Source organism: Pseudomonas syringae group sp. J254-4, from assembly GCF_032586855.1.
Lineage (GTDB): Bacteria > Pseudomonadota > Gammaproteobacteria > Pseudomonadales > Pseudomonadaceae > Aquipseudomonas > Aquipseudomonas amygdali.
Genome location: NZ_JAWHOO010000003.1, coordinates 267,403 through 283,078 on the forward strand (window position 1 = coordinate 267,403; position 15,676 = coordinate 283,078).

The window sequence follows — 15,676 nt, forward strand, 5'->3', positions numbered from 1 at the left end:
ACACTCCGATGTGTCCGATTATTCGAGTTTCATGCATTCAACCACTGGTATAGCGGATTGACGAGAGGTGAATTTTTTTCAGCATCCAGTGATTTTTGCGGCATTGCTCAGGACCCGCACCGGGAACACTCTGAAGTCATCGATCACCCGAATCGAACCCAACAACAATAATCAGAGGTAACCCTTATGCTTCTTCAAGGCAAAATCGCAGTCATCACCGGCGCAGCGTCGGAGCGCGGTATTGGTCGCGCAACTGCGGTCACGTTCGCCAGCCATGGCGCACGCGTGGTCATTATCGATCTGGATGAGTCCGCTGCACGCGATGCCGCTGCCGCACTGGGTGAAGGTCATCTGGGTCTGGCGGCCAACGTCGCCGATGAAAAACAGGTTCACGAAGCCGTCAGCAAAATCATCGCGCACTACGGTCGCATTGACATTCTGGTGAATAACGCGGGTATCACACAGCCCATCAAGACCCTGGACATCCGCCCTGGCGATTACGACAAGGTGCTCGACGTCAGCCTGCGCGGCACTCTGCTCATGTCGCAAGCGGTGATCCCGACCATGCGCGCCCAATCCTCGGGCAGTATCGTCTGCATGTCGTCGGTTTCCGCCCAGCGCGGCGGAGGCATTTTTGGTGGCCCTCACTACAGCGCGGCGAAAGCCGGCGTGCTGGGACTGGGCAAGGCGATGGCACGTGAATTCGGGCCTGATCAGGTGCGTGTCAATTCCATCGCCCCCGGCCTGATTCATACCGATATCACCGGCGGTCTGATGCAGGATGAGCGACGCCACGCGATCATCGACGGCATTCCCTTGGGCCGCCTGGGCGCAGCGCAGGACGTGGCCAATGCCGCGCTGTTTCTGGCCAGCGACCTGTCGTCCTATCTCACCGGTATCACGCTGGATGTGAACGGCGGCATGCTGATTCACTGACCGCGTGTGGACGGGCTGGCAAACAGCCTGTGTTTGTTCTGGATCGACGATACGCCAGGCGGTTGCCTGGCGGTCTATAAAAACAAGAGATCAGACCATCATGATAACCACCATGACCCTCGACGCGGTGTCGACCACGCGCGCCAATGCCTACCGCAAGACCGCCTGGCGACTGATGCCGTTCCTGATGCTGTGCTACCTGTGCGCTTATCTCGATCGGGTCAATGTCGGCTTCGCCAAGCTGCAGATGATGAACGACCTGGCCTTCAGCGAGACTGTCTACGGCCTCGGTGCAGGCATGTTTTTCATCGGCTATTTCCTCTGCGAAGTACCCAGCAACCTGATCCTGCACCGGGTCGGTGCCAGACGCTGGATCGCCCGCATCATGATCTCCTGGGGCATCATTTCCGCCCTCTTCGCCTTTGTCGAAACCGCCTGGCAGTTCTATACCCTGCGCTTTCTGCTCGGCGTGGCGGAAGCCGGTCTGGCACCGGGCCTGCTGCTGTACCTGACGTACTGGTTCCCCTCTTATCGCCGCGCGCGCATGACCGTGCTGTGGTTCATCGCCATCCCGCTGTCCGGCATGATCGGCGGCCCGCTGTCGGGCTACATCATGACCCGCTTCGCAGGCGTTCATGGCTGGGCTGGCTGGCAATGGATGTTCGTCCTTGAAGCGATCCCGACGGTGATCGTCGGCTTGCTGGTACTGAGCTATCTGAAGGATGGCGTGCATCAGGCGACATGGCTGTCCGCTGAAGAAAAGGAATTGGTCAACAAGGAGCTGCAAGAGGACAACAGCCAGAAAGTGGTACACGCGTCGGTAGGCGCCTTCATTCGCGACAAGCGTCTGTGGCTGCTGGCATGCATCTACTTCTGCGTGGTGATGGGCCAGTACGCGATCACCTTCTGGCTGCCGACGCTGATTCGCAATGCAGGCGTTTCCGATCCGCTGCATATCGGCCTGATGACCAGCCTTCCCTACCTGTGCGCAATCGTCGTGATGCTGCTGATGGGGCGCAGCGGGGACAAGCATCGAGAACGTCGCTGGCACCTGGTCGGGCCGATGATCGCAGGCGCACTCGGGCTGAGCCTGGCAGCGCTGTTCGGCGGCAATCTGCTGCTGTCAGTGTTCAGCCTGTGCCTCGCCGCAGCAGGCATTCTCTCGGCATCGTCGCTGTTCTGGATGCTGCCCACCACCCTGCTGGGCGGGGTATCGGCGGCCGCCGGGATCGCCGGAATCAACAGCTTCGCCAATCTCGCGGGCTTCTGTTCGCCCTACCTGATCGGCTGGATCACCACCACGACCGGCTCAAGCGCCATTGGCATGTACCTGATTACCGGCGTGCTGTTCATCGGCGCCTATCTGGTGCTGCGCATCCCTGCCGCCTCGGTCAATCGTTGAGTCAACGGAGTAATCACCATGACAGCCACTACTTTACCTGCGCCTTCCACTTCGCTGGCGCAGCGTGCTCATAACATTCGTCGACACGCATTACGTATGGGCCAGGTTCAGGGCCAGGGTTATGTCGGACAGGCGCTGGGCGCTGCGGACCTGCTCGCCGTATCCTATTTTCACGCGCTGAACTATCGGCCTGAAGACCCTGAATGGGAACAGCGTGACCGCTTTTATCTGTCGATCGGCCACTACGCCATTGCGCTGTACGCGGCATTGATAGAGGCGGAAATCGTCCCGCTCGATGAACTGGAAACCTACGGCTCGGATGACAGCCGTCTGCCCATGTCCGGGATGGCGACTTACACCCCCGGAATGGAAATAACCGGCGGTTCGCTGGGTCATGGTCTGGGCATTGCGGTAGGTGCCTGCCTGGGCTTGAAGCGCAAGGCATCAAGATCTTTCGTTTACAACCTGCTGTCGGACGGCGAGCTGAACGAGGGCTCCACCTGGGAAGCGGCCATGTCGGCCTCACACTGGAAGCTGGACAACCTGATCGCGATCATCGATGTGAACAACCAGCAGGCCGATGGCCACTCCAGTGAAGTGCTGGCTTTCGAACCCATCGTGGATCGCTGGCAGGCGTTTGGCTGGTTTACCCAGCGCGTCGACGGCAACGACTTGAACGCACTGGTCGCAGCCTTCGACGCGGCCCGCCAACACGTCGGCGCTCAGCCCAGGGTCATCATCTGCGACACGAAAATGGGCAAGGGCGTGGCGTTTCTGGAAACACGTGAAAAGACCCACTTCATCCGCGTGGATGAGCATGAATGGGACGTCGCACTGAATAACCTCGACGAGGGGAAAATCGTATGAGCTCTGCCAATCACACACCGTCTCCGTCCGTTGCCACGAAGAAAAAACTCACCACCTCGGCAATGATCGCGTCTATCGCGTCCGAGGGTCAGGCCACTCGCCCGGCTCCGTTCGGCCATGCATTGGCGGCGCTCGCGGAGCAACGTCAGGATATCGTCGGGCTGTCGGCTGACCTGTCGAAATACACCGACCTGCACATCTTCGCCAAAGCGCACCCTGAACGTTTCTACCAAATGGGCATGGCCGAGCAATTGCTGATGAGCGCGGCTGCGGGCATGGCTCGGGAAGGCTTCGTACCGTTTGCGACCACTTATGCGGTGTTCGCCTCGCGTCGCGCTTACGACTTCATCTGCATGGCGATTGCCGAGGACAACCTCAACGTCAAAATCGTCTGCGGCCTGCCGGGCCTGACCACTGGCTACGGCCCCAGCCATCAGGCCACCGATGACCTGGCGATCTTTCGCGCCATGCCCAACCTGATGATCGTCGACCCCTGCGACGCGCTGGAAATCGAGCAGGCCGTACCGGCGATCGCAGCGCATCAAGGCCCGGTTTACATGCGATTGCTGCGCGGCAACGTGCCGTTGGTACTGGATGAATACGGTTACACATTCGAGATTGGCAAAGCCAAGACCCTGCGCACCGGCAACGACGTGCTGATCATCTCCACCGGCCTGATGACCATGCGAGCCCTGGAAGCGGCCAAGGCACTCCAGGCCGACGGTGTCGATGTTGCGGTGCTGCACGTGCCGACCATCAAGCCGCTGGACGAGCAGACCATTCTGGCGGAAGCCAGAAAACCAGGCCGTCTGGTGGTGACCGCCGAAAACCACTCGATTATCGGCGGGCTGGGCGAAGCAGTGGCGACGGTATTGCTGCGCAATGGCGTTACACCGACCTTCAGGCAGATCGCCCTGCCGGACGCTTTTCTCGACGCTGGAGCGCTGCCTACACTGCATGATCGTTATGGCATTTCCACGCCGGCAGTCTGCACGCAGATCAAAGCCTGGCTGTAGGCACTGAAGGTGCACAGGGGCACTTTCCTGTGCACCTCCTGCGCATCGGGGACAACCGTTGAACGCAAATGAATTGCTGGACCCGGCCTATCACTCGTTCATGGATGAGCCTGCGGTTAGCTGGACACATCAGACCCTGCCCGGGATCAGGGCTCGCGTCGGTGCCGCCTGGACGGCAGCCACTGCGGCCCGTAGCGAGCAGCACTGGACCACAGGCGTTTCGGACGTCGGCATCAGGTTATGCCTTTACCGGCCCGGCCCGCCGCTCGAACACCCCAAACTCCCCGTCATCCTGTATATCCACGGGGGCGGCTTTGTACTGGGCAGCCCGGAGATGGCCGATGACTACCTCGCAACGCTGGCCGTCGAGCTCCAGGCAATAGTCATTGCCGTCGACTACCGGCTTGCACCCGAGCATCCATTCCCGATCCCGCTGGAGGACTGTTACGCAGCGCTGGAGTGGATATTCAGCAATGGGCTGACGCAAGGCATGGACACCCGCAACCTGGTGATCATGGGCCACAGCGCAGGCGGCGGGCTTGCTGCCGCGCTCGCTCTGCTGGCAAGAAACAAAGGGCTGCGGACACTCGCCGGTCTGGTGCTGATCTACCCCATGCTCGATCACCGCACTGGCGCGCCTGACGCGCTGCCAGCCAACCCGACTACCGGCACTTTCAGCTGGTCGCGTCAGGCCAATCATTTTTGCTGGGAATGCCTGCGCGGTGCCTACGCACTGGACGATGAGCACAAAGCACTGTTCTCCCCCGCACTGGCCACCGACCTGAGCGATCTGCCGCCCACCTTCATCTGCGTTGGCGCACTCGATCTGTTTCTTGAAGAGGACCTGGCATTCGCACTGACCCTGTCGCGCTCGGGGGTGCCGGTGGAATTGCATGTCTACCCGGGCGTGCCGCATATGTTCGATCAGTTGCCAGGCGAGCAGACAGCGCAGGCTACGCAAGATATTGCCCGGGCCGTGCGCAGGATGATCGCCGCAGGGTTATGCGACTAGAATGACGCACACGTTGCATCAACTCTGAAACAAGGGAATGTATGTTCAAGCAATGCCTGTTACTGGCTGCAGCCATCTCACTGAGCGGCTGCTGGAGCCTGATGTATCACCTTGATGGTGAACGTTGCGTCTATCCCGGAACACGACACGGCTGGGCATGGGGTACCAAAGACGTGACATCAACCTGGCCCTGGCTGATAGACGTGCCGTTCTCTTTGGCGCTGGATACGCTGTTTTTGCCCTACGACCTCACCGCTTTCCTGCCAGAAAACCTTGGCGGTGATGATCGCGAGTGCCATTTCAATGATGGGCTGAATGTGCTTGGTTGAGAGGATCCCGCAGAGTCAGGATTCTACACAGTGACGAGGGGCTGGAAGCCCGTCATCTGAACCTTCGGCCACTATGACGCTCACTTTATAGGTTGCCTTGTCTCATTGCCGAAAGGAACTCGCATGCTTTCAACCTCGCCATCGATGCCTCTTGTCAGTCCTGTCGAGCGCGAGCTTAGTCTGCGCGCGGTCATTACCGGGGTCGTGCTCGGTATCCTGTTGACGCCTTCCAATGTCTACGCCGGGTTGAAGATTGGCTGGTCGTTCAATATGTCGATCATCGCCTTGTTGATCGGCTATGCGATATGGCAAGGGCTTTCAAAGCGTTCATCCGAGCATCTGCCGTGGACGCTGCATGAGAGCAACATCAATCAGACCGTGGCGTCGGCAGCTGCGTCGATCATTTCCGGTGGGTTGGTCGCGCCGATTCCGGCTTATACCTTGCTGACCGGTCAGCAACTGGATGCCGTCCCGATGATCGCCTGGGTGTTCTCGGTGAGTTTTCTGGGGATCTGGATTGCCTGGTACTTGCGGCCATCACTGCTCAACGACAAATCGCTGAAGTTTCCCGAAGGCATGGCCACTCTGGAAACCCTGCTACACATCTACAACCATGGGCGCGAAGCCGCAATACGCTTGAAGGTGCTGCTCAGCACCGCGTTGCTGTCTGCGCTGGCCAAGTGGGTCGACACATTCATATGGGCGTTCCTGCGCTGGTCGCCGAGCGCTCACCTGGAGCGTCTGACCTTTACCGCCGACCCTTCGCTGCTGTTGGTTGGGTTCGGCGCAATTATCGGCATTCGCGTCGGCATGACCCTGCTGCTCGGTGCTCTGCTGGCCTGGGGCGGTGTGGGGCCGTGGCTACTGAACCAGGGTCTGGTGACATTACCGGCCGACAGCAGCGGCCCGCAGTTCGCAGCACTGGTGGAATGGTTGCTATGGCCGGGTGTGAGCCTGATGGTCTGCTCGACCCTGGCTTCACTGGCGATCCGTTTGTGGGCATTGCACAAATCCACCAGAGCCAGTGGCGGGACGACCTGGTCAGTGCCCAAGGCCGGGCCTGCCGTCGGTTTTGCGCTGGCGATTTTGCTGGTGGTCAGCCTGCAGGCGCTGTTATTCGGTATCAATCTGTGGATGGCATTGCTGACCATTCCCCTGGCAATCTGTCTCGCAGCCGTGGCGGCTCGAGTAGTCGGTGCCACCGGCATTCCCCCTATCGGGGCAATCGGGCAGTTATCGCAACTGAGCTTCGGCATCGTTGCGCCCGGGCAGGTGCCGATCAACCTGATGAGCGCCAACACGGCCGGAGGTTCTGCCGGGCAATGCACGGACCTGATGAACGACTTCAAGGTCGGCCGGGCGATTGGCGCCACGCCGCGTAAACAGCTGATCGCCCAGACACTGGGGATTTTCGTCGGCAGTATCGTCGGGGTCCTGGCTTATATGGCGCTGATCCCGGACCCGCAATCGATGCTGCTCACCGAAGAATGGCCCGCCCCGGCAGTAGCCACCTGGAAAGCCGTCGCACAAACGCTGACCCACGGCCTGGATTCGCTGTCAGCGAGCATCCGCTGGGCGATTTTCATCGGCGGGCTGGTCGGGTTGTTGCTGGGCATCCTCGACAGCACGCTGTCTGCTCATCGCGCCCGGTACTTGCCCAGCGCCGCAGCACTGGGCCTGGCCTTTGTCCTGCCGGCCTCGGTATCTCTGATGATGGCCCTTGGCGCAGTGCTCACCTGGCTGGTGAACTGTCGCTGGCCGTCCGTTACAGAACGCTTCGCCATTACCGCGGCGGCAGGCTTGATTGCCGGAGAGAGCATTACCGGTGTCGGTGCGTCGTTGTGGCAGATGGTTCAGAACGGCGGGTAGTCGCATGCATGGTGCGACAGGCAACTGCTATGATTCGCGCCTGTGCAAGCGAGTTGAAAAACATGAATCGTCGCAAGAAAATCCAGCAGTTGCTGAAAGCCCACGCCAAAAAGGCCAGCGCCAAACTGGCCCCGCAGAGCAAGGCCAAATACATCAGCAAGGCCGACCGCTTGAAGCTGGCGGCCGAAGCGGATCAGGACTCGACCAGCCCGTCCGAAGGCTGACCCGCCACATGCGCGCCTTGACGACGCAGAGCGTCGAGAACTGCATTCCCACGCTGGAGTGCGGAACGATAATCTCAACTGTCGTGCGGCGCTCCGCGTCGTAAAGCCCAATGCTGGAGCGATCATCGCAATTATCGTGCGGCGCTCCGCGTCGCATGCCTTTCCGGACGCTCTGCGTCCTCTTGGCGACGCAGAGCGTCGAGAACTGCATTTCCACGCTGGAGCGTGCGGAACGATAATCGCAACCATCGTGCGACACTCCGAGTCGTAAAGCCCAATGCTGGAGCGATCATCGCAACTATCGTGCGGCGCTCTGCGTCGTATGCCTTTCCGGACGCTCTGCGTCCTCTTGGCGACGCAGAGCGTCCCAGGCGGAGCGTGCGGAACCGCGGCGCAAGCGCCTCAGGCATGGCGGTTACTTGGCGAAAGAATATTCCCCGCCCTGCTCCAAAGCCTTGCGGTACGCAGGCCTGCTCTGCAGTCTTTCAACCCACGCCGTCACGTTCGGGTACGGCTGCAGCATTCCCTGAGCCTTGGCGAGTTCGCCAATGAAGCTCATCTGAATATCCGCGCCACTCAGTTCTTCTCCCAATAGATAAGGCGTCAACCCCAGAGAGTCGTTCAGATAACCCAGATAATTGGCAAGCTCCGACTGGATACGCGGATGCAGCGGCGCACCCGCATCCCCCAGACGTCCGACATACAGGTTGAGCATCAGCGGGAGAATGGCCGAGCCTTCCGCGAAGTGCAGCCATTGCACGTACTCATCGTAGGTAGCGCTGGCAGGGTCCGGTTGCAGTCGGCCATCGCCATGACGGCGAATCAGGTAGTCGACAATGGCACCGGACTCGATGACGACATGCGGGCCGTCTTGAATAACCGGTGATTTGCCCAGCGGGTGCACAGCCTTGAGTTCAGGCGGTGCAAGGTTGCTTTTCGGGTCGCGCTGATAACTCTTGATCTCGTAGGGCAGGTCGAGCTCTTCAAGCAGCCACAGAATACGCTGCGAGCGTGAGTTGTTCAGGTGGTGGACAGTGATCATGTCGGGCTCCGCCGGGTGATAGTGTCTAGAAAAGACTGCGCTGCCACCGGGGAGTGCCCTGAAATGCTGTTACTTCGACGAGCGTGCCGGAAAAGCTGCGTTGATGAGCTGCACACCGATGAAAATCTCAGGCGTTTCTGTCACTGGAGGCGGCCGCTGGCTCACCACGAAGTTCTCGCTCCACTGCGGCTTTATCAATGACCGACCAGACGCTGACAATTTTGCCGGCGCTGAATGTGTAAAACACGTTTTCAGAAAAGGTAATGCGCTGGCCATGCGCGTCCAGCCCCAGAAATCGACCCTGCGGCGAGCAGTTGAATATCAGGCGGGCAGCCACCTGTGACGCCTCAACCACCAGCAGGTCGATGTTGAAACGCAGGTCAGGAATAATGCTGACGTCGTTTTCCAGCATCGTCCGGTAGCCGGCCACGCTGATCCGCTCGCCGTTGTATTGCACGTCGTCGTCGACGAAATCGCCCAGATCCTGCCAGCGGCGTTCGTTGAGACAGGCAATATAAGCTCGATATCGCTCGGTCAGATTCATGGCGTGCCCTCCTGTTCAAAAATATTCGAAGCAGCCTTTTTAAGGGCATGCGTCAAAATACATGCAGTTCTGCGCATCTGAAATGCGCTCAGACCAACGCCTCAGCCGGGCCAAAAAACTCATAATGGCTTTGCCCGTCCGGAATACCCAGCTCGTGCAGCGCGCGCTTCATGAACGCCATGAACGGCTTCGGACCAAGAAAATAGGCCTCGACGTCCCTGTTCGCCGGCAGCCATTGCTGCAGATGCTCAACCGAAGCAAGCCCAGTCACAGTATTTGCCGGTGCGTCACCGGCCGTAACCTCGCTGTAGACCACGTGCGCCGCAAACTGCGCATATCGCTCGCGCCAGTCATCAATGACCGCCTGGAACGCTTGCACGCTGGTATTACGAGCGTAGTGGATAAACACGACGTGTCGGTGACCTGCCTGCAACGCCGCTTCCGCCATGGCCAGCGTCGGGGTGATGCCGACACCGCCGCTGATCAGTACCAGCGGTTTGCTGCCTTCGACAAGCACGAACTCGCCAGAGGGCGGGAACAATTCTACGGTGTCGTCCACTGCGACCTGATCGTGCAGGTAACAGGACGCAACGCCGCCCTGCTCTCGCTTGACGCTGATGCGATAGCTCACACCGTTGGCAGGCGCAGAGAGCGAGTAATTTCTACGAATTTCTCCGCCTTCGCTGTTCAACCGGATACCGATGTACTGACCGGGCTTGTGCGCGATGACCGGTTTACCATCAACAGGCTGCAGGTAGAACGACATGATCTCGCTGCTTTCCGGCACCTTGCGAACAACCTTGAACAGCCGTCCGCCACGCCAGCCACCTGGTGCTGCGGCGATGCTTTCATATACATCGCGCTCGGCATTGATCAGCATGTCAGCCAGTTGCTGATACGCCGCAGCCCAGGCATCGATCACTGCGTCCGTTGCGACCTCAGCGCCCAGCACCTCGCGAATGGCGCGCAGCAGGCAGGCACCAACAATCGGATAATGCTCTGGCAGTATCTGCAGCGCGACATGTTTGTTGACGATCTGCGCCGCCAACGGCCCGAGGTTTTCGAGGCGATCAATATTGCGCGCGTACATCAACACCGCATTGGCCAGCGCCCGTGGCTGTGCGCCATTTGCCTGGTTGGCCTGATTGAACAGCGGACGAACCTGAGGATATTCATCGAGCATGATGCGATAGAAATGAGTGGTCAGTGACTCGCCGCCTGTTTCAAGGATCGGTACGGTGGCTTTGATGATGTCGCGATGGGCAGTGCTGAGCATGATCCACTCCAGAGTGTGCAGTTTCGTTCATGGAACCAGAGCAACGCACGTGCCAGATAAAAACCCATTTAAAATCAATGAATAGAAAATTTAAAAGTCAAAAGGACTGAGTCTTATTGACTAATATCCGGAAAAATCCGGTCATTATGACCAGATAAAGTTAATCGTTTCAGCCATCCTCGCACGCAGAGCATCTTCAAGAATTCAATCCCGACCGGGTTTGTAGGGAACTAGCGCGCAACACATCGCCCTAAGCCTGACATCTACGTACTGGCGCGACGCTGGTTTCAAACGAAGGACTTCAGATTCATGTCTTCAAGTAGCACCTCAGCAGCGGCCGATCCGCAAGGTCGGCAAAGCGCTTCACCGAATCGACTCATCTTTATCTCCGTACTCGTGGCCACCATGGGTGCGCTGGCGTTCGGCTATGACACCGGCATTATCGCCGGTGCATTGCCTTTCATGACGCTCCCCACCGATCAGGGCGGGCTGGGCCTGGATGCCTACAGCGAAGGGATGATCACCGCCTCACTGATCGTCGGCGCTGCGTTTGGCTCGCTTGCCAGCGGCTACATCTCCGACCGTTTTGGACGCCGTCTGACCTTGCGCCTGCTCTCGGTGCTGTTCATTGCTGGCGCACTGGGCACGGCCATCGCGCCTTCCATTCCGTTCATGGTCGCTGCACGCTTCCTGCTGGGTATTGCGGTGGGTGGCGGCTCGGCTACGGTGCCGGTGTTCATTGCCGAAATCGCCGGACCGTCGCGTCGTGCGCGACTGGTCAGCCGTAACGAACTGATGATCGTCAGCGGCCAGTTGCTCGCCTACGTTCTAAGCGCGGTCATGGCCGCTCTGCTGCACACACCTGGTATCTGGCGTTACATGCTGGCTATCGCCATGGTGCCGGGCGTGTTGCTGCTGGTCGGTACGTTCTTCGTACCGCCGTCGCCGCGCTGGCTGGCGTCCAAAGGCCGCTTCGATGAAGCGCAGGATGTACTGGAGCAACTGCGCACCAACAAGCAGGATGCGCAGCGCGAAGTGGACGAGATGAAAGCGCAGGACGAGGAGGCTCGTCACCGCCCGAAAGCCAGGGAGTTGCTGCGTCAGGGCTGGGTGATCAAGTTGCTGCTGATCGGCATTGGCCTGGGCTTTACCGCGCAGCTCACAGGCGTTAACGCCTTTATGTATTACACGCCGATCATTCTCAAGAATACCGGCATGGGCACCAACGCTGCGCTGACCGCCACCATCGGCAACGGCGTGGTATCGGTTATCGCGACCCTGCTCGGCATTTGGGCGATTGGCCGTTACGGCCGTCGGCACTTGTTGATGACCGGGCTGGTGATGGTCATCCTGATGCAGGCAGCGCTGGGTTGCGTGTTGCAATTCATGCCGCAGAACCTCACCCAGAGCTACACCGCCCTCGCCTGCATTCTGGTGTTCCTGCTGTTCATGCAGATGTGCATCTCGCCGGTTTACTGGCTGCTGATGTCGGAATTGTTCCCGATGCAGGTGCGCGGATTGCTGACCGGCACAGCAGTATCGATGCAATGGCTGTTCAACGCATCGGTGGCATTCACCTTCCCGATTGCAGTCGATACCATCGGCAACCCGACGTTCTTCATCTTTGCGGCCATCAACGTCGGCTCGTTGATATTTGTCTTCCTGTGCCTTCCGGAAACCAAAGGCAAATCGCTTGAGCAGATTGAAAAGCATTTGAAGAAAGAGCTGTAACGGCCGACCGGATGAGGCCATCAACGGCCTCATCTACCCTCCAGGCAGATCAGCGCACCAGCATCGAAGCTGCCGCCGCCACCATGATTGCCGCCGCACCGCGAAACAGTTTTCTCTGGGCGCGCTCGCTCGACAGTAAATGTCGAATGCGCAATGCAGCAAATATGAACACTGCCCCTACCCCCAGCAGCACAAATACAGTCAACGGCACCAGAACCAGCCCCCAGGTCTGCAACGAGACCGTTTCCAGCTTGATGACCAACGGTAAAAGCGCCAGATAGAAAGCGATGGTCTTGGGATTGCCCAACGTGATGGTCAATCCGGATGCAGCCGCAGACAGCAGCTCTTTTTTCTTCGTCGGCCTACCCACCTCTATGGCCTGATGGTCGGCGAACCAGAATTGCCAGACCAGGTAGCACAGATAAATCGCCGCTCCCCAACGCACGACCTGAAACAGCGCATTGATGGATCACCAATCAGACCCTGGCCGATCAGATCGGCATGTCTGCCTCGCCCTGCTGGCGACGGGTCAAACAACTTGAAGAGCATCGCTATGTGCTGGGTTACAGAGCGGTGCTGGACCGTCGCAAGATCGGGCTGGGTGTCATGGTGTTCATTCGAGTCAGCATCGATTCTCACAGTGAAGCCGAGGCAAGAAAATTCGAGCAGGAAGTCATGCAACTGGATAATGTCGTGGCGTGCTACAGCATCGGCGCAGATGCCGACTTTCTGCTTCAGGTGGTGGCTCGCGACCTGGATTCGTTTGCCGACTTCGCCATGACGGTGGTCAGAAGGCTGCCCGGGATTAAAGAGATGCAGAGCATGTTCGTCTTGAAGGAGATAAAGCCCTTCGTCTCATTCCCGGTCAAACCTGCGGCCTGACCGCATCAGGCTTAGGCCCTGGATGGCAAGTTCGGGTCAGCAAACATGCATCGCCTGCAAACATCAAACAATCGATCGTTTTCAATAAAGGAATAGTCATGTCCACGACCGAGCAAGCCACTGTGACTTTCGACAGTGCCATCCCGATCCTGCGGATGTTCGACGAACGCAAAGCGCGTGAGTTCTACCTCGACTTTCTCGGTTTCAGCGTCGAATTCGAGCATCGTTTCGAGGCCGATCTGCCGTTGTATCTGGGGATCAGCCGCAATGGCCTGCATTTGCACCTTTCCGAACATCACGGCGACTCCTGCCCGGGGGCTGCGGTGTTTATTCCCACTCAAAACATCGAGCAATTGCGCGATGAGCTGATTGGCAAACAGTACGGTTATGCACGACCCGGCATTGTTCAGCAGGGCTGGGGCCAGGTACTTGAAGTCTGCGATCCGTTCGGCAACCGCATCAGGTTCTGCCAGAGTTGAGGCAAACGCATTAACGTCAGCGGAGACCGATAAACCGGTTGTCCGGCTGACGCCACCACTGCCGGCACAATGGATATGCCGTGATCCATCGTTGTGCACATTGCCGCGTTCAAGCGCAAAGATGACGCATGACTGCGTCAAAAAACTTCGCTAACAGCCTTTAATCCCCTGCCAATCCGCCTTCGGTCAACCTTGGCCCATAACGTGCAAACGTGCCAGTTCATCTTGTATACATGAATGAACACCACTATGACCGCACTCGACATTTCCCAACTTCAGTCGGCGTTACGTTCAGGTCAAACAACCCTGACGGCACTTGTGCAAACCCTTACAGCGCACATTGATGCGGATGACCGGGCGGAAGTCTGGATTCATCGCGTGCCCGTGACGCAGCTTCTTGAAAGGGCGAAGACGCTGGAAAGCATTGCCGCAGAAGCGGGCGATTCGGTGTATGAGCAACTGCCGCTGTTCGGCGTGCCATTTGCGGTCAAGGACAATTTTGACGTGGCCGGAATACCGACCACGGCTGCGTGCCCGGCTTTCGCCTACACGCCCGAGAAAAATGCTCACGTCGTACAGTTACTGCTCGACAGTGGTGCGATCCTGATGGGCAAGACCAATCTCGATCAGTTCGCCACCGGTCTGGTGGGTGTCCGCTCGCCCTACGGGGCCGTGCGCAATGCCCACGATCCGGCCTACGTCAGCGGCGGCTCCAGTTCCGGATCGGCGGTGGCCGTCGCGCGTGGCTACGTGAGTTTTGCACTGGGCACGGACACGGCAGGGTCAGGCAGAGTGCCCGCCGGGTTCAACGGTATCGTCGGGCTCAAGCCCAGCCTTGGCCTGTTCAGCAGCCGAGGCGTGGTGCCCGCCTGTCGCACGCTGGACTGCCCGTCGATATTTGCCGGGGATGTGCTGCAAGCCTGGCAAGTGGCGCAGGTCATCGCGGCTTACGACCCGCTCGACCCGGCCAGTGTGGCCGTGCAGGCATTGGCGGTGCAGCGCAGGGCTCGGCGTGTCGCGGTGCCAAGGCACTGCGAGTTCTTCGGTGATGCGCAGGCGCAAACGGCTTACATCAAAACCCTGGAAGCCCTGCAAAGCGACCCGCTGGTGACTATCGAACCCATCGACTTCGATGTCTTCGCCGAGGCCGCGGCCCTGCTATACCAAGGCCCATGGGTGGCCGAGCGAAGGGCAGCGGTAGGCAAATTCTTCACCACCCATGCTGACGATATTCATCAAGTGGTGCGCGGCATCCTGCAGAGCGCAGCTTCGTTTGATGCCGTGGACACATTCAATGCCCGCTATCGACTGGCGGAACTGACGCGAACAGCCCAGCAATTGCTGGCCGGGGTCGATGTGCTGGTGGTCCCGACGGCGCCCTGCATGCCGACCATTGATGCAGTGCTCGCCAACCCGGTCGAGCTCAATTCACAGCTCGGCTACTACACCAACTTCGTCAACCTGATGAATATGTGCGCCCTCGCCGTTCCGGCAGAGCGCCGTGCCGACGGGTTGCCTGCGGGCATCACGCTGATCGGCCCCGCCGGTGCCGACCAACGCCTGGCAGAAATAGCCGCAGCCTGGCAGCCGCTCTTCGGTCAGAGAGACCAGAGCGAAGCCGTCGCGATGGCACCCTTGCCCCGCAACAGCCCTGTCGTGCAGGTCGCGGTTGTCGGCGCGCACCTCGTCGGCCAGCCGCTCAACTGGCAATTGCTCGAAGGCAGTGCTCGTCTGCTGCGTACCACAACCACCAGCGCAGATTACCGGTTGTATGCACTGGCCGGTACTTCGCCACCGAAGCCGGGCCTGGTGCGTGTGCCTGAACAGGGCGAGCGCATCGAAGTCGAGGTCTGGGAAATGCCGCTGAACCTGTTCGGGGCCTTCGTCGCCGCGATTCCCGCGCCATTGGGCATCGGTTCTCTGCAATTGGCCGACGGCCAGTGGGTCAAGGGTTTCATCTGTGAGCCAGCCGGCCTTGAGGGCGCGCTGGACATCACTGATTTCAAAGGCTGGCGCGCCTACCGCGCCGCGCACACATCTTCCATCGCTCATTGATCAGGGGTAGCA

The 15,676-nt window shown here is 59.3% G+C and carries 15 protein-coding genes and 1 pseudogene; 12 read left to right on the forward strand and 4 right to left on the reverse strand.

What is annotated here, in order from left to right; all coding sequences use genetic code 11:
• Positions 1-186 precede the first annotated feature (186 nt).
• The 8 genes from RYB09_RS06270 to RYB09_RS06305 all read left to right on the forward strand — a co-directional run bounded on the left by RYB09_RS06270 (position 187) and on the right by RYB09_RS06305 (position 7,655).
• Positions 187-936 (forward strand): SDR family NAD(P)-dependent oxidoreductase, encoded by a 750-nt coding sequence (locus RYB09_RS06270; protein WP_058399568.1) that lies wholly within the window; start codon positions 187-189, stop codon positions 934-936.
• A 100-nt stretch (positions 937-1,036) separates the two neighbouring features.
• Complete coding sequence (locus tag RYB09_RS06275; RefSeq protein WP_230017744.1) at positions 1,037-2,338, forward strand: MFS transporter; 1,302 nt, start codon at positions 1,037-1,039, stop codon at positions 2,336-2,338.
• A gap of 18 nt (positions 2,339-2,356) precedes the next feature.
• A complete protein-coding gene (locus RYB09_RS06280; protein ID WP_316887654.1) occupies positions 2,357-3,205 on the forward strand; it encodes a transketolase in 849 nt (282 codons plus the stop codon).
• Positions 3,202-4,221, forward strand: a complete 1,020-nt coding sequence (locus RYB09_RS06285; protein WP_005735175.1) for a transketolase family protein — start codon at positions 3,202-3,204, stop codon at positions 4,219-4,221. The genes RYB09_RS06280 and RYB09_RS06285 overlap by 4 nt, the downstream gene beginning before the upstream one ends.
• A gap of 58 nt (positions 4,222-4,279) precedes the next feature.
• A complete protein-coding gene (locus RYB09_RS06290) occupies positions 4,280-5,233 on the forward strand; it encodes an alpha/beta hydrolase (protein WP_122280237.1) in 954 nt (317 codons plus the stop codon).
• 41 nt (positions 5,234-5,274) lie between these two features.
• Positions 5,275-5,562, forward strand: a complete 288-nt coding sequence (locus RYB09_RS06295; protein ID WP_058399565.1) for a YceK/YidQ family lipoprotein — start codon at positions 5,275-5,277, stop codon at positions 5,560-5,562.
• 123 nt (positions 5,563-5,685) lie between these two features.
• Positions 5,686-7,431: an OPT family oligopeptide transporter gene (locus tag RYB09_RS06300; RefSeq protein ID WP_316887655.1), complete on the forward strand. Its 1,746-nt coding sequence runs from the start codon at positions 5,686-5,688 to the stop codon at positions 7,429-7,431.
• 62 nt (positions 7,432-7,493) lie between these two features.
• Positions 7,494-7,655 (forward strand): DUF2986 domain-containing protein, encoded by a 162-nt coding sequence (locus tag RYB09_RS06305; RefSeq protein ID WP_069707265.1) that lies wholly within the window; start codon positions 7,494-7,496, stop codon positions 7,653-7,655.
• Between the two features lie 415 nt (positions 7,656-8,070).
• Here RYB09_RS06305 and RYB09_RS06310 read toward each other — a convergent pair whose 3' ends face one another.
• The 3 genes from RYB09_RS06310 to hmpA form a co-directional block, all read right to left on the reverse strand.
• Complete coding sequence (locus tag RYB09_RS06310; RefSeq protein WP_316887656.1) at positions 8,071-8,697, reverse strand: glutathione S-transferase; 627 nt, start codon at positions 8,695-8,697, stop codon at positions 8,071-8,073.
• A gap of 127 nt (positions 8,698-8,824) precedes the next feature.
• Entirely contained in the window at positions 8,825-9,241 is a 417-nt protein-coding gene (locus RYB09_RS06315) for an ester cyclase (RefSeq protein ID WP_316887657.1), read from the reverse strand.
• A gap of 88 nt (positions 9,242-9,329) precedes the next feature.
• On the reverse strand, positions 9,330-10,517 hold the full coding sequence (gene hmpA / locus RYB09_RS06320; RefSeq protein WP_316887658.1) for an NO-inducible flavohemoprotein: 1,188 nt from the start codon (positions 10,515-10,517) through the stop codon (positions 9,330-9,332).
• 309 nt (positions 10,518-10,826) lie between these two features.
• Here hmpA and RYB09_RS06325 point away from each other — a divergent pair, with 309 nt between their 5' ends.
• Positions 10,827-12,248, forward strand: coding sequence for a sugar porter family MFS transporter (locus tag RYB09_RS06325; protein WP_002552378.1), 1,422 nt, complete (start codon positions 10,827-10,829; stop codon positions 12,246-12,248).
• A gap of 49 nt (positions 12,249-12,297) precedes the next feature.
• On the opposite strand, the pseudogene RYB09_RS06330 reads toward RYB09_RS06325, so the two are convergent.
• A pseudogene (locus RYB09_RS06330) lies at positions 12,298-12,711 on the reverse strand (LysE family translocator); the annotation flags it as partial.
• A gap of 5 nt (positions 12,712-12,716) precedes the next feature.
• Here RYB09_RS06330 and RYB09_RS06335 point away from each other — a divergent pair.
• The 3 genes from RYB09_RS06335 to atzF all read left to right on the forward strand — a co-directional run bounded on the left by RYB09_RS06335 (position 12,717) and on the right by atzF (position 15,664).
• Entirely contained in the window at positions 12,717-13,130 is a 414-nt protein-coding gene (locus RYB09_RS06335) for an Lrp/AsnC family transcriptional regulator (protein ID WP_316887673.1), read from the forward strand.
• A gap of 98 nt (positions 13,131-13,228) precedes the next feature.
• Positions 13,229-13,609 (forward strand): glyoxalase superfamily protein, encoded by a 381-nt coding sequence (locus RYB09_RS06340; RefSeq protein ID WP_316887659.1) that lies wholly within the window; start codon positions 13,229-13,231, stop codon positions 13,607-13,609.
• 249 nt (positions 13,610-13,858) lie between these two features.
• Complete coding sequence (atzF, locus tag RYB09_RS06345) at positions 13,859-15,664, forward strand: allophanate hydrolase (protein ID WP_316887660.1); 1,806 nt, start codon at positions 13,859-13,861, stop codon at positions 15,662-15,664.
• Positions 15,665-15,676: the final 12 nt, after the last annotated feature.